Origin of the sequence: Pseudoalteromonas haloplanktis ATCC 14393, from assembly GCF_000238355.1 — a bacterium.
Taxonomy (GTDB): Bacteria; Pseudomonadota; Gammaproteobacteria; order Enterobacterales; family Alteromonadaceae; genus Pseudoalteromonas; species Pseudoalteromonas haloplanktis.
In genome coordinates, this window is record NZ_AHCA01000005.1 from 111306 (window position 1) to 131381 (window position 20076).

The 20076-nt window shown below is 41.3% G+C and carries 18 protein-coding genes; 9 read left to right on the forward strand and 9 right to left on the reverse strand.

Translation table 11 applies throughout. The annotated features are described in order from the left end of the window. Positions 1-250: 250 nt before the first annotated feature. From PHAL_RS0111085 to rsmD, 3 genes are all read right to left on the reverse strand, one after another. On the reverse strand, positions 251-697 hold the full coding sequence (locus PHAL_RS0111085; protein ID WP_016708475.1) for a GatB/YqeY domain-containing protein: 447 nt from the start codon (positions 695-697) through the stop codon (positions 251-253). A gap of 20 nt (positions 698-717) precedes the next feature. After that, on the reverse strand, positions 718-933 hold the full coding sequence (gene rpsU / locus PHAL_RS0111090) for a 30S ribosomal protein S21 (RefSeq protein WP_002957797.1): 216 nt from the start codon (positions 931-933) through the stop codon (positions 718-720). 164 nt (positions 934-1097) lie between these two features. Further along, complete coding sequence (rsmD, locus tag PHAL_RS0111095; RefSeq protein ID WP_016708476.1) at positions 1098-1697, reverse strand: 16S rRNA (guanine(966)-N(2))-methyltransferase RsmD; 600 nt, start codon at positions 1695-1697, stop codon at positions 1098-1100. 210 nt (positions 1698-1907) lie between these two features. Between rsmD and ftsY the strand changes: the two genes are divergently transcribed. The 5 genes from ftsY (at position 1908) to PHAL_RS0111120 (ending at position 8106) form a co-directional block, all read left to right on the forward strand. Then, on the forward strand, positions 1908-3956 hold the full coding sequence (gene ftsY, locus PHAL_RS0111100) for a signal recognition particle-docking protein FtsY (RefSeq protein WP_016708477.1): 2049 nt from the start codon (positions 1908-1910) through the stop codon (positions 3954-3956). Between the two features lie 52 nt (positions 3957-4008). Further along, the gene (gene ftsE / locus PHAL_RS0111105) at positions 4009-4686 is read left to right on the forward strand and encodes a cell division ATP-binding protein FtsE (protein ID WP_016708478.1); all 678 of its coding nucleotides are present in this window, start codon (positions 4009-4011) and stop codon (positions 4684-4686) included. Continuing rightward, positions 4683-5669, forward strand: coding sequence for a permease-like cell division protein FtsX (ftsX, locus tag PHAL_RS0111110; protein WP_016708479.1), 987 nt, complete (start codon positions 4683-4685; stop codon positions 5667-5669). The genes ftsE and ftsX overlap by 4 nt, the downstream gene beginning before the upstream one ends. A gap of 224 nt (positions 5670-5893) precedes the next feature. After that, positions 5894-6757 carry an RNA polymerase sigma factor RpoH gene (rpoH, locus tag PHAL_RS0111115; RefSeq protein WP_016708480.1) on the forward strand — a complete coding sequence of 288 codons (864 nt, stop codon included), beginning with the start codon at positions 5894-5896 and terminating at the stop codon, positions 6755-6757. Between the two features lie 617 nt (positions 6758-7374). Further along, positions 7375-8106, forward strand: a complete 732-nt coding sequence (locus PHAL_RS0111120; protein ID WP_016708481.1) for an SDR family oxidoreductase — start codon at positions 7375-7377, stop codon at positions 8104-8106. Positions 8107-8561: 455 nt separating this feature from the next. Here the strand turns inward: PHAL_RS0111120 and PHAL_RS24770 are convergent, their stop codons facing one another. From PHAL_RS24770 to gpmM, 5 genes are read right to left on the reverse strand one after another with little or no spacing between them, the layout of a single operon-like run. Then, positions 8562-8801 carry a hypothetical protein gene (locus PHAL_RS24770; protein WP_016708482.1) on the reverse strand — a complete coding sequence of 80 codons (240 nt, stop codon included), beginning with the start codon at positions 8799-8801 and terminating at the stop codon, positions 8562-8564. Continuing rightward, the gene (locus PHAL_RS24415) at positions 8791-9555 is read right to left on the reverse strand and encodes a divergent polysaccharide deacetylase family protein (RefSeq protein WP_016708483.1); all 765 of its coding nucleotides are present in this window, start codon (positions 9553-9555) and stop codon (positions 8791-8793) included. The genes PHAL_RS24770 and PHAL_RS24415 overlap by 11 nt, the downstream gene beginning before the upstream one ends. Before the next feature lie 39 nt (positions 9556-9594). Beyond that, positions 9595-10848, reverse strand: a complete 1254-nt coding sequence (locus PHAL_RS24420) for a S41 family peptidase (protein ID WP_016708484.1) — start codon at positions 10846-10848, stop codon at positions 9595-9597. 35 nt (positions 10849-10883) lie between these two features. Further along, a complete protein-coding gene (locus tag PHAL_RS0111140) occupies positions 10884-12023 on the reverse strand; it encodes a murein hydrolase activator EnvC family protein (protein WP_016708485.1) in 1140 nt (379 codons plus the stop codon). A gap of 3 nt (positions 12024-12026) precedes the next feature. Continuing rightward, positions 12027-13571 carry a 2,3-bisphosphoglycerate-independent phosphoglycerate mutase gene (gene gpmM / locus PHAL_RS0111145; protein ID WP_016708486.1) on the reverse strand — a complete coding sequence of 515 codons (1545 nt, stop codon included), beginning with the start codon at positions 13569-13571 and terminating at the stop codon, positions 12027-12029. 200 nt (positions 13572-13771) lie between these two features. On the opposite strand from gpmM, the gene PHAL_RS0111150 reads away from it, so the two are divergent. Genes PHAL_RS0111150 through gpsA form a run of 4 tightly spaced genes read left to right on the forward strand, consistent with a single transcriptional unit; the run spans position 13772 to position 16030 of the window. Then, positions 13772-14203 (forward strand): rhodanese-like domain-containing protein, encoded by a 432-nt coding sequence (locus PHAL_RS0111150; RefSeq protein ID WP_016708487.1) that lies wholly within the window; start codon positions 13772-13774, stop codon positions 14201-14203. Between the two features lie 31 nt (positions 14204-14234). Next, the gene (gene grxC / locus PHAL_RS0111155; protein WP_016708488.1) at positions 14235-14492 is read left to right on the forward strand and encodes a glutaredoxin 3; all 258 of its coding nucleotides are present in this window, start codon (positions 14235-14237) and stop codon (positions 14490-14492) included. Positions 14493-14530: 38 nt separating this feature from the next. Beyond that, a complete protein-coding gene (gene secB / locus PHAL_RS0111160) occupies positions 14531-15019 on the forward strand; it encodes a protein-export chaperone SecB (protein WP_016708489.1) in 489 nt (162 codons plus the stop codon). A 3-nt stretch (positions 15020-15022) separates the two neighbouring features. Then, complete coding sequence (gene gpsA, locus PHAL_RS0111165) at positions 15023-16030, forward strand: NAD(P)H-dependent glycerol-3-phosphate dehydrogenase (protein ID WP_016708490.1); 1008 nt, start codon at positions 15023-15025, stop codon at positions 16028-16030. A gap of 49 nt (positions 16031-16079) precedes the next feature. On the opposite strand, the gene PHAL_RS23600 is transcribed toward gpsA, so the two are convergent. Beyond that, positions 16080-19922, reverse strand: a complete 3843-nt coding sequence (locus tag PHAL_RS23600) for an EAL domain-containing protein (protein WP_016708491.1) — start codon at positions 19920-19922, stop codon at positions 16080-16082. Positions 19923-20076: the final 154 nt, after the last annotated feature.

Consider the following 20076-nt stretch of genomic DNA (forward strand, 5'->3'; position numbering starts at 1 on the left):
ACCATTCTAGCGGGCTAAATAAAGCGCTAACTGCGTTATAAATTTTTCATGTAGAACAACTACATTTCAAAATTTATGCCTTGTTATCACTCCATTTATCTGTCGCTATAAATGGTCAGTAACTTAACACGATTGGTATTAGTTCTACAAATTTAGATTTGAACACAAATGCTATTTTTATTAAAGCTAAAAACGAAGAAACCGAGCACATGGCTCGGTTTGCTTAATCATACATCTGTATGTGGGAGTATTAGGCTGTTAATCGTTGCTTAATTAAACCTGAAATTTTGCCTAAATCGGCGCGACCTTCAGCTTTGCTTTTGATTATACCCATTACTTTACCCATGTCTTGCATACCGGCTGCGTTTGTATCAGCAATAGCCGCATCAATGAGAGCAATGATTTCATCTTCACTCAGTTGTTGAGGTAAAAATTCTTCAAGTGCTGCTATTTCATTGGCTTCAATTTCGGCTAAATCTTCACGGCCAGCATCTTTGTACTGAGTGTAAGAATCACGGCGTTGTTTAACAAGCTTCACTAATACTGCGGTAATACCGTCATCATCAAGTGTTATTTGCTCGTCAATTTCACGCTGCTTGATTGCAGCAAGTACCATGCGAATTGGATTAAGACGTTGTTTGTCTTTCGCTTTCATCGCATCTTTTTGCGCATCTTTTAGCTTTATTAAAAGGCTCATTTATACAAGACCAATACTGATCAATATAATTTAACGCGACGTGCGTTATCGCGAGAAAGCTTCTTCATGTGACGCTTAACCGCTGCAGCTTTTTTACGCTTACGCTCAGCTGTTGGCTTTTCATAGTGCTCGCGACGACGAACTTCTGAAAGGATACCTGCTTTTTCACATGAACGCTTGAAGCGACGAAGTGCTACGTCAAACGGTTCGTTCTCTCTTACTTTAATTACTGGCATTAAAAATTCACCTACCTAAATAATGAGCGTTGCTCAAGTTGATCAAACAATGATCAAGTGGTTCAAAAATGGTGCAGTATTGTAATCCGAAGCTACACCACATGTAAAGGATAAATATAAGTCTGTTCTTATAGGAACCCTAAAATATTTGTATGTTACTAATTTCACTGTAATTCATAGAGGCGGGAAAGTACTTGCCCAGCTACTTTTTCTTTTAGTAACAGCCAATTGCTTGGTGTGTGTAATGCTGGCATGTCGCTTTCTACTTCGACGTAAATAAGAGCATTTTTATCTAACCAAGCATTATGTGTGAGTAAATCACAGCATTGTTGTGCCAGACCTTGACGAAATGGTGGGTCAATAAACACTAAATTAAATTGTTGCTGATGTGGATTTTTACTTAAAAATTGTAAACTGTCAGTACACACAACTTCTGCATTAGTGAGCTTTAACGTTTCTATATTGGCTTTTAGTTGCGTCGCAGCGAGTTTGTCCATTTCTAAAAAGCAGGCCGATTGAGCAAAGCGAGATAATGCTTCAAACCCTAATCCGCCCGATCCTGCAAAACAATCGAGTACTTTGGCATCACGTGTATCTTGCATTAACCAGTTAAAGACCGTTTCTTTGATGCGGTCTGTGGTTGGGCGCAAGCCTTGCACATCTTTTACAGGTAGTTTTCGGCCACGAAATTGCCCACTAATGATCCTAATAACGCCATCATTAGTTTTATTACTCATTTGTTTTTGTGGTGATTTATTTCTCATTTAGCTCACTAAAAAATGGTATCTAGAATCTAGCTCAGATAATATTGTACACATAAAGCAGCAGGTCATTTTTCAACTGCACTAAAAGTGTTACTATGAGCATCTTAGACAATATGGTGTGATTATTACGGCTAAGTTTTAATTCAGGCTGCAAATTCACACATTATTTCCGTTAGTTTATCAGATTTTTATAAGTGGTTATTAGCAAGTATGGCAAAAAAAAGTAAATTCCTGTCTTGGTTCGGCTTTGGTAAGTCAGATAAAAATCAACAAACAGAGCAAAACACCGAAGAGGTCAATAACCAACAAGCTGAAGCTGAGGGTTTAGAGCAAGAGCGACTTGCTGCAGAACAAGCAGAAGCAGAGCGTTTAGAGCAACAGCAACTTGCTGAAGAGCAAGCGCAACGTGAAGCAGAACGCATTGCAGCAGAAAAGGCGGAAGCCGAGCGTGTTGCAATTGCAAATGCTGAATTAGCCGCAGCTGAAAAAGCAGAGCAACAACGTCGTGACGAAGCAGCTCGTTTAGCTGAGCAACAAGAAGCTATGTTGTTAGAGCAAGAACGACAAGCTGCTGAGCAAGCGCAACGTGAAGCTGAACGCATTGCAGCAGAAAAGGCAGAAGCCGAACGTGCAGAGCAACAGCGCATTGCTACAGAAAAGGCAGAAGCTGAGCGTTTAGAGCAAGAGCAGCTACTCGCAGCAGAGCAGGCTGAGCAACTTCGTCGTGAGCAAGCTGAGCGCTTAGCACAGCAAGAAGAAGCAATGCGTTTGGAACTTGAGCGCAAAGCTGCAGAGCAAGCGCAACATGATGCTGAATTAGAACAACAACGCATTGCGACTGAAAAGGCTGAACGTGTAGAGCAAGAGCGCATTGCTGCAGAGAAAGCAGAGGTTGAACGTGTAGAGCAAGAACGTATCGCTGCAGAGAAAGCAGAGGCTGAACGTGTAGAGCAAGAGCGTATCGCTGCAGAAAAAGCAGAGGCTGAACGTGTAGAGCAAGAACGTATTGCCGCAGAGAAAGCAGAGGCTGAACGTGTAGAGCAAGAGCGTATCGCTGCAGAGAAAGCAGAGGCTGAACGTGTAGAGCAAGAGCGTATCGCTGCAGAGAAAGCAGAGGCTGAACGTGTAGAGCAAGAGCGTATCGCTGCAGAAAAAGCAGAGGCTAAACGTGTAGAACAAGAACGCATTGCAGCAGAGCAAGCTGAGGCTGAGCGTGTAGAACAAGCACGTATTGCAGCAGAGCAAGCAGAAGTTGAACGTGTAGAGCAAGAACGCTTAACTGCAGAGCTTGCCAAAGATGAAGCTAAACAGGCAGAAAAGCCTAAAAAAGAAGGGTTTTTCGCACGCCTTAAAAAAGGTTTACTGAAAACCAAAGTAAATTTAGGTTCTGGTTTTGCATCGATTTTTAGTGGTAAGAAAATTGATGATGAATTATTTGAAGATCTTGAAACCCAGCTATTAACAGCCGACTTAGGTGTTGATACCACCATGAAGCTGATTGACCGTCTGACTGATGCTGCCAATCGCAAGCAATTAAAAGATGGTGATGCGCTGTATGAGTTAATGAAGCAAGAAATGGCGGCTATGCTTAAAACGGCAGAGCAACCATTAGAAATTCCTGCTGATAAAAAGCCTTTTGTGATATTGATGGTAGGGGTTAACGGAGTGGGTAAAACGACCACTATTGGTAAACTTGCTAAGCAATTTCAAGATCAAGGTAAATCAGTAATGCTTGCTGCGGGTGATACCTTCCGAGCTGCAGCTGTTGAGCAATTACAAGTGTGGGGTGAGCGTAATCAAATCCCTGTAATTGCACAACACACGGGGGCAGACAGTGCTTCAGTGGTCTTTGACGCATTTCAAGCTGCAAAAGCTCGAAATGTAGATGTATTAATTGCCGATACAGCTGGGCGCTTGCAAAATAAAGATAACCTAATGCAAGAGCTTGAAAAAATAGCTCGCGTAATGAAGAAAATTGATGCCGATGCACCACATGAAGTAATGTTAACTATCGATGCGGGCACCGGACAAAATGCCATTAGCCAAGTTAATTTATTTAATCAATGCGTGGGTCTTACCGGGATCACTTTATCTAAGTTAGACGGTACAGCTAAAGGTGGAGTTATCTTCGCTGTGGCAGATAAGTTTAATATTCCGATCCGCTATATTGGTGTGGGTGAAGGCATTGAAGATTTACGCGCATTTAATAGCAATGACTTCATTGATGCGCTATTTAGCCAAGATGAGGACGAAGTTTAATTTTCAAAAGGGAGCTTGCTCCCTTTTTAGCTGCGGATGATTGATAACTAAAATGATAAATTTTCAGCAAGTCAGTAAAACATATCCCGGTGGTCATCGAGCGCTGGAAAAAGTTAGTTTCCATGTTAAACCCGGTGAACTGGCATTTTTAACCGGCCATAGTGGCGCAGGTAAAAGTACCTTACTTAAACTTATTAGTTTAATGGAGCGTCCTTCTGCGGGGCATGTTTTTATTAATGGTGTTGATTTAAACGCGGTTAAATCTCGGCAAATTCCTTATGTCCGACGTGATATTGGGATCATCTTCCAAAACCATCGCTTATTAGAGCGCCATACTATTTTTGATAATGTTGCTCTGCCCTTGATCATCGAAGGTACGCATCATAAACAAATTGCAAAGCGTGTTCATGGTGCGCTCGATAAAGTCGGCTTGCTAGACAAAGTTAAATGCCATCCATCAACACTCTCTGGCGGTGAACAGCAACGTGTGGGGATTGCCCGTGCAATTGTAAACTCTCCACCATTATTACTTGCCGATGAGCCTACAGGTAACTTAGATCCTGAGTTATCAATGGATATATTACGCTTGTTTGAAGACTTTAATAAACATGGTACGACAGTGCTTATTGCGACTCATGATTTAGGGCTGATCTCGCGAATGAAATACCGCAGTTTAACACTAAAGGATGGCCGTATGAGCCAAGATCCTTTGGCAGAGGCAACACTATGAGCTTGTTATTTAAAGGTCGAAAAAGCCAAAATGAGCGTGTTAAAAAATCATTATTTGCAGCCTGCTATTTCTTTGTGTTGAACATCTTTCGCCAAGGTATACATAGTTTAGGTGAAATGTGGCGTACGCCGATGGCATCAATGATGACCATTGCTGTGCTAGGCTTGAGTTTAACATTACCCGCAACCTTGTATTTAGTCGTTAAAAATGTCCAGCAAGTAAGTAGTGGTTTTGAAGAAGCGGCAGAGATCTCATTATTTGTTAAAGAGTCCATGAGTGAACAAGAAACGCAAACGCTAGTAAAGCGATTAGCGCTCTATCCTGAAATAGACAATGTCACCTTTATCTCAAAGCAAAAAGCACTCATTGAATTCAAAGAAGTGTCTGGTTTTGGCCAAGCACTTGAGTATTTAGACGCTAACCCTTTACCTGATGTAGTTATTGTGACACCCACTTCACGCCATCGTCAGCCAAACGCAGCGCAAACGTTATTAAAAAAGCTTGAAGCAGAGCGAGAGGTTGATTTTGGTAAGTTAGATATTGCGTGGCTGGAGCGCTTAAACGCATTGTTAAGTTTATTAAAAGAAAGCGTCATTACTATTGCCTTATTATTATTAACATCGGTTACTTTAATTATTGGTAATACGATCCGTTTATCAATCATGGATAAAAAAGAAGAGATCCAGGTGATGAAGTTAGTAGGGGCGACTAATACCTTTATCCATGCGCCATTTTTATGGACGGGTATTTGGTATGGTATTATAGGTGGTTTGTTTGCATTTATATGTGTCGCTTTAATGATGTGGTGGCTCGGTTCAGCAGTATCAGAAGTTGCTGGCGTATATCAAACCAGTTTTAATTTAATTGGTTTGAGTATTGCTGAATTTGGTGCTTTAGTACTATTGGCGACCAGCTTAGGGTTTATAGGTTCATATTTATCAGTTAATCGTTATATTAAAGAAATTGAACCCGATAAAGTGTAACAATTGTTGATTATAATCATTGATTCAGTTGGTTATGGGGAATCACCTTCTTATAACCAATTGACCGCAAAGCTAGAATTCATCGCTTATTCAGGCATTTAAAGTAGAATAAAAAAACACGAAAAAACCACTTGCTTCAATCTAAAAAAAGTTTTAAGTTGAAGTTAGCACTCTAGGTCAAAGAGTGCTAAGATGGTTTCAAATATTTATCACCGAGGTGAAAAATGAGTAAAGATTTATACGCAATGGCACTCACAGTTGGACAGCAAAGCGCAAGTATGGACGGCTACCTTCAAGCGGTAAGCACTATACCTATGCTAGATGCTGAGCAAGAAAAAGAGTTGGCGACTCGCTTACAGGAAGATGGCGATCTTAACGCTGCAAAGCAACTCATCATGTCTCACCTTCGTTTTGTGGCACATATAGCTAAAGGTTATTCAGGCTACGGTTTGCCACAAGCAGACTTGATCCAAGAAGGTAACATTGGCCTGATGAAAGCTGTAAAGCGTTTCGACCCGTCAGTGGGCGTACGTTTGGTTTCATTTGCAGTGCACTGGATAAAAGCTGAAATTCACGAATTCGTGCTGAAAAACTGGCGTATCGTAAAAGTTGCGACCACTAAAGCGCAGCGTAAACTGTTCTTTAATCTTCGTAAGAACAAAAAACGTTTAGGTTGGTTTAACCAGGCTGAAGTTGCTACGGTAGCGAACGAGCTAGGTGTAAGTGAAAAAGAAGTACGTGAAATGGAATCGCGCATGAGCGGCCAAGACATGGGCTTTGATTTAACCGGTGACGACAGCGATGACGCGCCAACAAGCACTTATTCACCAGTGCAATACTTAACAGATGGCAGCAACGACCTTGCTGAGGAAGTTGAGCAACAGCAGTGGCAAGAACAGTCGCATACACGTTTATTTAGTGCTTTAAAAACCTTAGACGAACGTTCACAAGATATTGTTAGCGCTCGTTGGTTGTCTGATGAAAAAGCAACACTGCAAGAGCTTGCTGAAAAATACAGCGTATCAGCAGAGCGTGTTCGTCAGCTTGAGAAAACAGCGATGAAAAAGCTACAAACAGCAATGAGCTAATATCAGCTTTGTAAAATTATTAAAGCCCTGCATGAAAATGCGGGGCTTTTTGCTTTAAGGGAAGTTATAAGTTTTAAGCGATAAGTCATAAGCACGAGAAAGTTTTAAGTGGCAAACGTGGCCACCGTTATTTTCTTTCCCTGTTGCGAAACATTATAGAAAAGAGCTTAAAGTAATTTATTCACAAAGAGGTTTAGAGGCGCTGCGCTTTATAATTATCAACGTAGGTTGGTTTGAGCGCAGCGAAACCCAACGAAAAGTACCCAACCAATTAGCGCCAGTATTTTGCATTATCGGCTGTCTAAAGTCAGCCCTCTACCGAAGTACGGCTCAGTGCCAAAATCAGGCCTTCAGACGTAACTCGTTTCTGCCCCAAAACAAGTTAGGGTAAATACTCTAATGGCTGCTTTGAGCAAAGCAGGCATTCAAAGTGTTAATGAATAAATAATCAATTCTCGGTTATAGGAGAGTCTAAACAATTGTAATTCCTTTAGGCTATGTGTAAGTTATTAATAATTAAATTAGTAAAATCGTATTTTGATAATTCTGGAAATCGACACATTGAGTGTTAACGGGAATTCTCAGTAATACGCTTTTATACGGCAAATGGAGTTTCGATGAATCCGATAGTATTAGTGACAGGCGGAAGTCGAGGGATCGGTGCTGCAACCTCTAAATATTTAGCAAAACAGAATTATGCTGTTTGCGTTAATTATATTTCTAATAAAATTGAGGCAGCTAAGGTTGTTTCGGACATTGAAAAAGGTGGTGGTACAGCAATAGCTGTACAAGCGGATGTTTCAAAAGAAGATGATGTAATCCGTCTATTTAATACTATTGATAAATCATTAGGTCAAATTACTCACTTAGTAAATAACGCTGGTATATTGTTACCGCAAATGCGAGTGTCAGAAATGACAGCTGAAAGAATTAATAAAGTGCTAACGACAAATGTCACAAGTTATTTTTTGTGTTCACGTGAAGCAATCAATAGAATGAAAAATGGTGGTGCAATTGTTAATGTATCTTCGGCTGCATCAAGGTTAGGATCTGCGGGTGAATATGTTGATTATGCCTCCTCAAAAGGAGCTATAGATACATTAACAATTGGTTTGTCGCTTGAAGTTGCTAATCAAAACATACGTGTAAACTGTGTACGTCCAGGCTTTATTTATACTGAGATGCATGGCGATGGCGGGGAACCCAATAGAGTTGAGCGCGTTAAATCATTAATACCTTTACAACGAGGTGGTACACCTGATGAAGTTGCTTCTTCTATTGCATTTCTTCTATCAAATGAAGCATCATTTATTACAGGTACATTTGTTGATATAGCTGGTGGTAAATAGCCGTATAACACATATGAGCCTTAACTCTGTCAATAGGCACTAGTATTCTTTTTGACCGTTTTTTAAATTGACGGTCAATTCAAAGTCAATAAACAAACCCGTTTACTTCGTCTGTCGATGTGGCTGTTAAGCAAGTTGCTTACGGCAAATCTTTACTTCAGACATTATAACTCCTGACCGTCTGCAAATGGCACACAGCTGTCCTTCGTCTATAACGCGTTTATGTACCAAAAATGAGTTTGATCGACCGTTTGCTTCTCACAGCTCTACACCGTTACTCAATTTTATTCTTACATCGTTGGGTTTCGTTGCTCTCAACCACAACCTACGTGGCTAATTTAACGATGGACTATTCTGTTTTCTAAAATCTAAAATCTAAAATCTAAAATCTAAAACCTAAAATCTAAAATCTAAAATCTAAAATACCTTTTCCCTTGCAATTTGTAGCTTTCAACTTAAAATTTGACCGCTGACCGCTGACCGCTGACCGCTGACCGCTGACCGCTGACCGCTGACCGCTGACCGCTGACCGCTGACCGCTGACCGCTGACCGCTGACCGCTGACCGCTGACCGCTGACCGCTGACCGCTGACCGCTGACCGACCGGACCGCTGACCGCTGACCGCTGACCGCTGACCGCTGACCGCTGACCGCTGACCGCTGACCGCTGACCGCTGACCGCTTTTATCTCGCACTCACTCCTTTACTCTCGGCCTGCGCGAGTTGTATATATTTACGCTCTACTAGCTGTGATAGCGGCACGAGTTCAAAGCCTTGTTGTTCCAGTTCGGGGAGTTTGCGCTGTAAAAACTCGATAGTTTCAGGGTAAGGATGGGCAATTGCGATGGCGAAGCTATAATGCTCGGCTTTATACTTTAGTTCGTTGAGACGAAATTGTAATTGTTGTTCACTAATAATATTGTCAAGAAACACGTGACGGCCAACATTTTCCACACCATATAAATTAGCGACGTTTTGCGCTTGGCTTAAGCCGGTCGTGCGGCTATCTAAAAAGTACAGGTTGCGCTTCTTTAGCACTTCCATGGTCCATTTCATGGGCTGGCTTTCTTGAGTAAGTGCTGAGCCCATGTGGTTATTCACGCCTTTAACTTGTGGCAGTGTGGCAAGGGCATTACCGAGTGTATGCTGTAATTGTTCTTTGCTCATATCGCTGGTGAGTGCGCCTGGGCCAAGTGCTTTACTGTTATCCAATGCTTGCATAGGAATATGCAGCAGTAATTCTTTATCTGATTGACTGGCCAAGCGAGCAAAAATTTGTGAATAGGGGGTATGAGGCAAAATCGAAAACGATATTTTACCTGGTAAATTTAAGGTTTCGAGGTCGCGTTGATGATTACCAATATCATCAATCACGATGGCTATTTGTTTACCTGCCGCAACAGCGGGTAAGCTGCAAATAGCCAATAATAGCCAAGCTAGTTTTTTCACGTTTATAATTTTTATTATCTTTTTTATGAGCTACAACACTTATTTCATCGTTAATAGCTGCTGCGCCTTTAATAACAGAGGATCGGTTACGTCTGAATTTTGCCATAACGGATCGTCGCTTCCTTGTTCATTTTTTATTATAACTACTTTATCTATTTGTGAAAGACCTGATTGATTAATCGCCACGTCGGGGGTCACGCCAACACCATCAATTGATTGCCCTGACGGAGTGAAGTATCTTGCGGTGGTTAGTTTTAGGGCTGTATTACCATTACCAAGTGGGATCAGCGACTGTACAGAACCTTTACCAAAAGACTGGCTACCGATTAACGTAGCACGGTGATTGTCTTTTAATGCCGCGGCTAAGATTTCTGCTGCTGAGGCTGAGTTTTCATTGATCAGCACCGCAATGGGGGCACCATTGAGGATATCCCCTTTCTTGGCGCGATAATGTTGATTTGCATCATAAAAGCGTCCTTTGGTGGTGACTATGGTACCGCTTTGTAAGAACAGATCCGAGACTGCTACGGCACTTTGTAATGTGCCGCCTGGGTTGTCGCGTAAGTCGATCACTAACCCCGAAAGGGCTGAGCCATAATTACTTTGTAGCACGGTTATATGCCGTGCTACATCGTGTAAGGTGTGATTACTAAAGCTATTAATTGCTAAGTAGCCTATTCCAAAGCTTGATAAAGAACTGGTTACGCTCTCTATGTTAATTTCAGAGCGAATAATATCAAAATCCATTGCTTGCATCGCTCGCTCAATTGTTAAGATGACTGATGCGGTGTCGCTGCTTTTAATCATTTGTGCAACTTGGTCAATGTTTTTATTAACTATCGGTTGTTGATTGATAGCAAGTACCACATCATTTTTTTGTATGCCAGCGAGGGCTGCAGGGGAGTTGTTAATGGTGTTGATAATAACAATTTTTTGATCTTGTTGTTTTACCTCTATACCAAGCCCTGTGTAGCGCCCGTTAGTGCTACTAAATAGCGCTTCTAACTCTTGTTCATTAAGGTATTTAGAGTACGGATCGAGTTGCGCTAGTAAGGCTTCAAATTGTTGGTTGCTTTCGAAGCTTTGTTGCAGTGCTAAATCTTCAACATAATAGGCGTGGATATTAAATAGGATTTCGCTTTTTTGTTGGCTTTTTAAATCACCTACATTGGTAAGGGCAAAGCTATTAAAACTCAGGCACAAGAAAACACTAATTAATAGCAGATAACAGATATAGGCACGCGTTATAGCATAATGCTGTAACGGTTTTATTTTGTATTGTGTATGTGGCATCAGCTGCTCCCAACGGGGTGCAGCTGTTTAATCACTTAAATGCGTCTGCACCATTTTACAGGGTTTACTGCGCGTCCTTTGTGGCGTATTTCAAAGTATAGACCAGAATTTGCTTGTCCGCCGCTTTGTCCCACTAAGGCGATGATGTCACCTTTACGAACCATATCGCCAACGTCTTTTAACAGGGTTTGCGTATGACCGTATAAACTCATAAAACCGTCGCCATGGTCCAGTACAATTACCCAGCCATAGCCTTTTAGCCAATCAGCAAATACTACTTGACCGTTGTGAACGCTTTGCACGTTACTGCCTTCTCGTGCGCCAATTAACACGCCTTTCCAGTCAATTCCACCGTGTTTGCGTTGTCCAAAACTATGTTCTATTTTCCCTTTTGTTGGCCAGTCTAGTTTTCCTTTGCTTTTCGCTAAGCCGAGCAGTTCAACCTTTTGCGTTTTTTCTTTTTCAAGCTCTTGCAGGGTTGTGACTAAGGTTTTTTCGTTTTCTTTTAGGTAATCAATCTCGTTTTTTGTAGAGCTAAGTTTGGTTTTTAGTTCATTGATATTTGCTTTACGCTGCTGTTGTGCTGCAACTAATGCTTGATGACGATTGGCTTGCTCTTTATGTAAGGCAGTTAAATGGAGTTTAGTTTTTTCCAGTTCAGCTTGTACCACTTCGATTTCGAGCAGTAGGGCTTTTAATTCTTCAATTTGTTCGATACGGGCTTTGTTAAGGTAGTTGTAATAACTTAATGTGCGCTCAACTTGTGCCGTATTTTCTTGATTCAGCAGCATTTTTGAATAGTCGTGCCCGCCGGACATGTAAGCACTTTTAATTTGTGCTGCAAGTGCTTGCTGTTGCTCTTTACGCTTTTTCTCAAGCGCATCAGCTTGTTGCTGTTGTTGTTTTTGTTGTTTTTCGGTATCGCGAATTGACTGCTCTGCAATATTCAGTGCTTTGGCGTTTTTAGCGATATCGAGTTCATGCTGCTGTAGGCTTTTTTGTGATTTAGCGATGTCCTTACGCTGGGCGGCCAACTCTGCTTGACTTTGCTTTAATGCACTTTGAATTTCACTGAGATCTTTTTTAGTACGATCTTCATTAGCGGTAGCCGAAGCGACCACTAATGAAGACATAATTAATGTACTAACAATTAATTGTTTAACACATTTTTTCATGGTTTACTTCAAAGTCATGATCGGTGTGCCAGTCATTTCACTTGGCTGCTCCATACCCATTAGATGCAACATGGTTGGTGCAACATCGCTTAAAGCTTTGCCTTCACTTGGGGTTGCATCACGGCCAACGTAAATGAATGGCACAGGTTCACTGGTGTGAGCGGTATGTGCTTGGCCTGTGGCAGGGTTTGCCATTTGCTCAGCATTACCATGATCGGCAGTAATAAGTGCCTCACCGCCAAACTCTTCTAAAGCTGCGACAACACGGCCAATACAGTGATCCACTGCTTCACAGGCTTTTACAGCAGCTTCAAATACACCTGAGTGACCAACCATGTCACCATTTGGGTAGTTACAAATAATAGCGTCGTATTTACCGCTCTTGATTGCTTCAACCAGTTTATCGGTAAGCATTTCTGAGTTCATTTCAGGTTGTAAGTCGTATGTTGCAACTTGCGGAGATGGGATAAGCTCGCGAGTTTCGCCTTCAAATTCATCTTCACGACCACCACTAAAAAAGAACGTAACGTGTGCGTATTTTTCAGTTTCAGAAATACGTAATTGCGTTTTACCGTGTTTTTCAAACCATTCGCCAAGTACATTATTAAGTGGCTCAGGAGAAAAAGCGGCAGGTGCATCAATATCAGCTGCATACTCGGTTAACATGACAAAGCCGCTTAACTGAGGGGCTTTTTTCTTCGCAAAGCCATCAAAGTCTGCATCAACAAATGCACGGGTCATTTCACGGGCGCGGTCAGCTCTAAAGTTTAAGAAAATAACCGTGTCACCATCATTGATTTGTGCCGCTTGTTGGTCGTTATCTGTAATCGCTGTTGCTGCTACAAATTCATCGTTTTCATCGCGTTCGTAGGCCGCAGCTAATGCATCAACACCATTATCGTAGCTATGCTGTGCGATACCACTTACCATTAGGTCATAAGCTTGCTCAACCCGATTCCAGCGATTATCACGGTCCATTGCGTAGTAGCGACCAATAATAGATGCAAGACGACCGCAAGCTAGTTTACTAAACACAGCTTCAACACGTTCAATTGAGGCTTTTGCGCTGCGTGGTGGGGTATCTCGACCATCTAAAAATGCATGAAAATACACTTCTTTAGCACCGCGTTCTGCTGCTAACTCGATAGCAGCGACAATATGATCTTCATGGCTATGAACACCGCCTGGACTTAACAAGCCCATTAAGTGCACGGCTTTACCGGCATTGACCGCTTTATCTATGTTTTCGACTAACACGGGGTTGTGGGCAAATTCACCGTCGTTTATTGCTTTAGTAATGCGAGTAAAGTCTTGATAAACCACACGGCCTGCGCCGAGGTTGACGTGGCCCACTTCTGAGTTCCCCATTTGCCCATCAGGAAGACCAACATCTAAACCCGACCCAGAAATTAGGGTATGCGGGCGAGTTGCCCAAAGTTCATCTAAAACTGGGGTATTAGCCGCTAAAATTGCATTACTTTGTGCATCTTCACGGTATCCCCAACCATCTAAAATCATTAATACGAGAGGTTTTTTATGTTGTGTCATTTTGGTTCCTGAAAATTAGCTCCTGTTTAAGCTAAGCATACCGTGTTTTATCGTTATGATCAGCAATCAAAGGCGCATATTAAAATATTTCACTCTCTGGTAATTTCTAATCAAGCACGTATACTTGCGTGGCTAGGGCATTGCCCTTACGTTTAACCCCAGCGCTAAAGGCGCGGGACAATTTTCATAGTGGAAGACGCATGGATCAATATATTGAATTTGTCGGTAATCATCCGATATTAAGTTTAGTGTGGGTTGCTTTGGTTGCACTCATTGTTGGCGGTTGGTTTAAAAGTAAGTTTTCAGCAATTCGTCAAATAAATCCGCAACAATTAACGTTATTAATTAACCGTGAAGACGGTCTAGTTGTAGATATACGTGCCCAAAAAGAATTTAATAATGGTCGTATTGCAGGCGCTGAGCACCTTAGCCCTGAAAAAGCTAAACAATCTGACTTTTCAAGCCTTGAAAAGTCTAAGAGTAAACCCATTATATTGGTATGCACCACAGGCATGACTGCCTCAGGTATTGCAACCGCCATGCATAAAGCTGGTTTTGAATCAGTATATGTATTATCAGGTGGTATGGGGGCATGGCAAAGTGCCGGTCTACCAACGACAACAGGTCGCTAATTTACTTAGTTAGGCCGTTAGAGGAATTGTTATGAGTAATGTTGTTCTTTACACCAAAGCGTATTGTCCTTTTTGCCAACGAGCACTGGCATTGTTAACCAGTAAAGGTGTGCAATATAAGAATATAGATATCGGTGTACAGCCTGAGCTACGTGATGAAATGATCGCCAAAGCAGGTGGGGCGAGCACAGTACCGCAAATCTTTATTAATGATGAGCATATCGGCGGTTGTGACGACATGATGGCGATTGAAGCACAAGGTAAACTTGATGCTAAGTTGAACGCTTAAATATTTATTATAAAAACGATTAAAAGTTAGGAATTATTATGAACGAAGAAAATCAGAACGTAGCAGCACAAGAAGAAACAGGCCCACAATTTACTATTCAACGTATTTACACTAAAGACGTGTCTTTTGAAACGCCTAATTCTCCTGCTATTTTCCAAAAAGAGTGGACACCTGAAGTTAAACTTGATCTTGATACCCGTTCTAACAAACTAGACGAAGGTGTATTTGAAGTTGTATTAGCACTCACTGTTACTGCTTCTATCGGTGAAGAAACAGCGTTTTTATGTGAAATTCAGCAAGCGGGTATTTTCACTATCGCAGAAGTTGAAGAAGTACAACTTGCACATATGCTAGGCGCTTTCTGTCCAAATGTACTTTTCCCATATGCGCGTGAGGCGGTATCTAACTTAGTTAACCGTGGTACATTCCCGCAGCTTAACCTTGCACCTGTTAACTTTGACGCGTTATTCGCGCAATATATGCAGCAACGTGCAGCGCAAGCTGAACAGGCAACTGCAGACGCTTAATTGATGAATACAGCCAATTCAGCTGTTACAGTTTTAGGGGCGGGGTCTTATGGCACCGCCCTTGCTATTTGTTTAGCCCGAAATGGTCACCATGTGACACTTTGGGGGCGCAATAGCGATGACGTTGCCACGCTTGCAGCTGAGCGGAAAAATCAACGTTACCTACCCGATGTCACATTTCCTGATACTTTACACTTAGAAGCCGATTTACACACCGCTGTTACTACAAGCCAAGTTATTTTGGTTGTAGTACCAAGCCATGCATTTGGCGACACATTGCAGCAAATAAAGCCTTCATTACTTGATGGTGCGCAAGTGGCGTGGGCAACCAAAGGGTTAGAGCCCGATACTGGTCGGTTACTGCAAGAGGTTGCCCAACAAGAGCTAGGCGATGATGTGCCATTGGCGGTTGTTTCTGGGCCGACTTTTGCCAAAGAAATGGCAATGGGGTTACCTACCGCTGTTTCGGTGTCGTCAACATCAACCACCTTTGCAAAACAGCTTGCTGATTTATTGCATTGTGGCCGCTCATTCCGAGTTTATAACAATAATGATTTTATTGGCATTCAACTTGGTGGTGCAGTTAAAAATGTGATCGCGATTGGTGCGGGAATGTCTGATGGCTTTGGTTTTGGTGCTAATGCTAGAACAGCACTTATCACCCGTGGTTTAGCTGAATTATGCCGTTTAGGTTGTGCACTTGGCGCGAAATCTGAAACCTTTATGGGCATGGCTGGGTTAGGCGATTTGATCCTAACTTGTACTGATAATCAGTCCCGTAACCGTCGTTTTGGCTTAGCACTAGGCAAAGGTGAGGGGGTTGAGCAGGCGATAGCGTCAATTGGTCAAGTGGTCGAAGGTTACCGCAACACCAAAGAGGTGTATTTACTTGCTCAGCGTACAGGCATTGAAATGCCAATTACAGAGCAAATCTATCAGGTACTTTATGAAAATAAAGACGTGAAAGAAGCGGCTATGGCGTTATTAGGCCGTGAGCAAAAATCAGAATAAGCATGAGTGTCAGCGTTGTGCTAATCATTACGCTGACAACAACTCACGTTTAGTCATTGCCCAAACTAGAGTGTTTTCGCTGATTATTTTTTTCAATAAAAGCCGCAACCTTATCAGCATGTAGCGGGCGGCTATAGTAATAACCTTGCATGGTATTACAACCCATTACATGCAGCATATAAGCTTGCTCTTTCGTTTCAACGCCTTCTGCAACTACATCGATTTTTAAATATTTAGCCAGGCGTATAATCGTCGCGGTGATATTTCGGTCTTGTTCGCTATCAATAATATCTTTAATAAAAGAACGGTCAATTTTTAAGGTATCGATAGGAAAGCGCTTTAAATAGCCAAGTGATGAATGTCCTGTGCCAAAATCATCTAAGGCAATCGTGAAGCCAAGCGCTTTTAAGCGATTCATTTGTTGCTGGGCAAACTCAGGGTTATCCATCATGGCGCTTTCGGTTATTTCTAACTCTACACAGCGAGCCGGTACATCATAGTTTGTTAAGCACTCGGTAAGTGTTTCAAGTAAGCTGCTTTGCTGAAAATGTAATGCAGAAATATTAATTGCTACTTTACCAAAGTTAACTCGTTGATTACGCCATAATTCAAGCTGTTTAAATAATTGTTTCATTAGTAATAATGTTAATGGAATTATCGCCCCATTTTGTTCTGCTAGCGGTATGAACTCGCTAGGACTAATAAGGCTACCGTCAACTTGTGGCCAGCGAACTAATGCCTCAAAGCCATGAATTTGATTTTTGTCAGCATTATATTTTACTTGATAAAACAATTGAAAGTCTTGATGTTCAATGGCTCTAAATAGCGCACTTTCTTTATTGAGCTCATTTGAGTCTATGGTGTGTTTAGATTTATCAAAAAACTGATAATTGTTATGACCCATTTTTTTTGCGTGGTTAAGCGCGCTATTGGCGCAGCGCATAAGTGCTTCACTGCTATAGCCGTTTTCGGGATAGACAGCAATGCCGCAACAAGCTGAAATAAAGCTCTCTATGCCATCAAGCATAAACGGAGTTTGAAACTGTGCCAGGATTTTATCGGCAAGCTTTTTCGCGAAAAAGATAGTCATTCCTGAATATAAATAAGGTGGCACCAAAATAGCAAATTCATCACCGCCTAAACGGGCGAGTGTATAACCAGAGTCAAGATTGCGAGAGAGTCTACCTGCAACCTCTTTTAATAGTTCATCTCCAATTGCATGACCGAGGGACTCATTTATTTTATTGAAATTATCTAAATCGATAAAAATTATTAGTAGATCAGGGAAGTTATTATTACAACTGGCAATGGCTTTATTAACAGATTCAATAAAAATAGTACGATTAGATAGCCCAGTAACAGAGTCTCGGGTGGTGAGCTTTAGCATGGCCCGTTCATTATTTTTCCGGGCAGTTACATCGGAGAATAAGCCAATATAATGCGCGCTACTGTTACGCAGGTTAGGGGTTTTTACTTTGGTTATCGATAAGTCTAACGCATAAGGTTGCCCGTCTTTGCGCAAGTTCCAGATTTCTCCTGACCAATAGCCATCGGTTTCCAAATCATTACGAATAAGACTTTCTAGTTTTTTGTCTCGGCCTTCGACTGTGTATGCCTTTGGCTTTTTACCGACAACATCAGCTAGGGTGAATCCACAAATGGTTGTAAAAGCTTGGTTTATATCTGTTATTTGAAAGTCTTCGTTGGCAATCCAAATAGCGTCTTTAGATTGCGCCATTAATGCATTAGCTAAATTGTGTTTCGCACCGTTTTTTAGTTTATAAATAACAAGTAGTAATAAAATAATAAAAATAGTCGTTAAAATTAAATAATTAAACCAGTTAGGTAGGGTTAAAGCCGTTTGTTTTATTAGTAACACTAATGGCTCGCTATTTACTTGATTAAGGTTTTTAACTTCAAGGTAAATATTTTTTTGATCAGCTGTGAGCGACAGCATAGATTGAGAGCTTGGTAGTGGCAGCCACTGTCCATTAGGATCGAGTCGATAAGACAGTCGCATGGGTAAATTACTATCACTGGTGAACCAAACGGATACACCTTTTAGCGGTTGTTGCACATTCAGCGCATTCGTCGCTAAGTGATAATAGTGTTGGTCATTTTCTTGATAGTGTAACGCTAGGTGACTGATTGAAAATAGATTATTTTGCGGTATTGATTGTGTTGCATGTACTTCAAGAAGAATACTGGTATTTTGAGGCGCGAACAGCATTATTTTATCGCGGTAGCTTACGGTAAATTGAGCTTGTGGCAATTGCTGCTGGCTAATTGAATCATCTATATTTGCAGCCATGCTGTGGGTCGCATTTTCAACCCATACATTAGTACTGGGAGTGTAGAGTTTGATTGCTTGAGAATCGACTATCCAGAGTGTATCAAGTGGAGCTTCGTAGATGGCAGTAGTGTCAAACATGCTGACTTTATTAAAGTGTACGCTTTTTGTTGTCAGTGCTGAGTCTACGGGGGTTTGCCATAAACCGTTTTTTGTCGCAAGCCAAAGCCTTGATGAATTACGCTGATAAAAAATATCTCTGATCTCGCCAAGGGGGTGTGTGGTGTCTAGCGCTAAGGGAATTGCTTGTTGATCGCTAATATAAAATAACTGCTGGTTATTACTTGCTAAATACTGTGTATCAGAGAGGGGGGTGAAAGCATTTATGTTACTAACTGGCAGCGAAAAATTATGTTGTTGAGTTGCAAAATCATAATTGATTAACTGTTTTTTGCTTGCTATCCATAGCGTTGTCGGTGCTGTGAAGTGCAGCACATTTGCTTGCTCTGGTAGTAATAAATCAAATGCTTGGGTGCGAGCACTGTATAAATACAACCCGTTAGAGGTTGTTATTGCCCACTTGTCTTCGTGTAAATAATAAATACTGAGTACTTTTTTACCTTTAGAAAAGTTATCTATTTGGGCCAGCATTTTGAAATATTGCTGTATTCTTGGCGCTGGACTCTCGGTAATTGGCGTTGCAATAATTTGCATTGCATAAAGCCTCACCCAATTTTTAGTGTTGGTTTGCAGCCACAGTTGTTCATTGTTTTGTTTTATTGATAAAAAATGCGCCGGAGAATTATAAAATAAAGGCTTACTGCTTTTGGTTGTTAAATCATATTTATAAGCTTGATTATTATGTAAATAGTAAAGGTGGTCTTGAAAGAAGTTTAGGTGTTGCACATTGGTGTGATTGAGTTTTATTGTTTCTAATGAGTGGGTGTTATTAAATAGATAATGTTGTTCATTTGAGGTGCTAATAACGAGTGCGGTTGATGTTTGACTTGGGCTTAGCTGAGTAATGTCAGCCGGTGCGCTGAGCCGAGAGATAATTGCGTTGCTGGCTGTATCAAAGCGACTGGCCGCATTCCCGCCAGAATGTAACCATAAACTGTTGTTAAACCCAGCTGCAAGCTCAACAATTTGTTCAGAAAAAGCATAGGCAGAATGAAGCTTTTCGTTTTTTATTGTGTAAATCTGACCTAAATGTAGAAAATAAAAGCCATGATCTGTGGTAAAGATCTGTTGCTTTAATGGGCTGTCGGTTAGTTGAATTAGTTGATTGCTGATTAGATCTATTAAACTTAAACCTTGCTCTGTATTAACTAATAACCATGATTTATAAGCGGCTACCTGCAAAACATTAAGCGTTGCAAATGCTGAAAATGGCGGTGTGTGACTACTAAACAGGTGCGTAGAATCGTAGCTAAATAAACCTTTTTCAGTTGCGAGCCAAAATGTGTTAGTCGGGCTTTGGGTAAAGTCGTTAATGGCAGGTATAGAAAGCGCGTTGGCGTTTATTTCATCCACCATACTGGCGTTTACATTTACAAAAAAGAACATACTGATAAAGCAGCATGTTTTAAGTATAAACCGCATTGCAATCCATTGAATAAGTTTAAAAAGAACTTATTTAGAATAGTGCATGAATAAATAAATTGCGAATCGTCAAGCGTGAAATTTATTACAGTAAGTGCAGTGGCATTTTAGCCTTAAAGGGGGAGCTAAAGCGCCTAATGGGCGCTTTATTTGC

Bases quoted from the DNA above. Each gene is read 5' to 3' on its own strand.
- ftsE (WP_016708478.1), top strand. From the start codon at position 4,009: ATGATAAATTTTCAGCAAGTCAGTAAAACATATCCCGGTGGTCATCGA.
- PHAL_RS0111085 (WP_016708475.1), bottom strand. From the start codon at position 697: ATGAGCCTTTTAATAAAGCTAAAAGATGCGCAAAAAGATGCGATGAAA.
- PHAL_RS0111120 (WP_016708481.1), top strand. From the start codon at position 7,375: ATGAATCCGATAGTATTAGTGACAGGCGGAAGTCGAGGGATCGGTGCT.
- ftsY (WP_016708477.1), top strand. From the start codon at position 1,908: ATGGCAAAAAAAAGTAAATTCCTGTCTTGGTTCGGCTTTGGTAAGTCA.
- PHAL_RS23600 (WP_016708491.1), bottom strand. From the start codon at position 19,922: ATGCGGTTTATACTTAAAACATGCTGCTTTATCAGTATGTTCTTTTTT.
- PHAL_RS24420 (WP_016708484.1), bottom strand. From the start codon at position 10,848: ATGCCACATACACAATACAAAATAAAACCGTTACAGCATTATGCTATA.
- secB (WP_016708489.1), top strand. From the start codon at position 14,531: ATGAACGAAGAAAATCAGAACGTAGCAGCACAAGAAGAAACAGGCCCA.
- rpoH (WP_016708480.1), top strand. From the start codon at position 5,894: ATGAGTAAAGATTTATACGCAATGGCACTCACAGTTGGACAGCAAAGC.
- ftsX (WP_016708479.1), top strand. From the start codon at position 4,683: ATGAGCTTGTTATTTAAAGGTCGAAAAAGCCAAAATGAGCGTGTTAAA.
- PHAL_RS0111140 (WP_016708485.1), bottom strand. From the start codon at position 12,023: ATGAAAAAATGTGTTAAACAATTAATTGTTAGTACATTAATTATGTCT.
- rsmD (WP_016708476.1), bottom strand. From the start codon at position 1,697: ATGAGAAATAAATCACCACAAAAACAAATGAGTAATAAAACTAATGAT.
- rpsU (WP_002957797.1), bottom strand. From the start codon at position 933: ATGCCAGTAATTAAAGTAAGAGAGAACGAACCGTTTGACGTAGCACTT.
- gpsA (WP_016708490.1), top strand. From the start codon at position 15,023: ATGAATACAGCCAATTCAGCTGTTACAGTTTTAGGGGCGGGGTCTTAT.
- PHAL_RS0111150 (WP_016708487.1), top strand. From the start codon at position 13,772: ATGGATCAATATATTGAATTTGTCGGTAATCATCCGATATTAAGTTTA.
- grxC (WP_016708488.1), top strand. From the start codon at position 14,235: ATGAGTAATGTTGTTCTTTACACCAAAGCGTATTGTCCTTTTTGCCAA.
- gpmM (WP_016708486.1), bottom strand. From the start codon at position 13,571: ATGACACAACATAAAAAACCTCTCGTATTAATGATTTTAGATGGTTGG.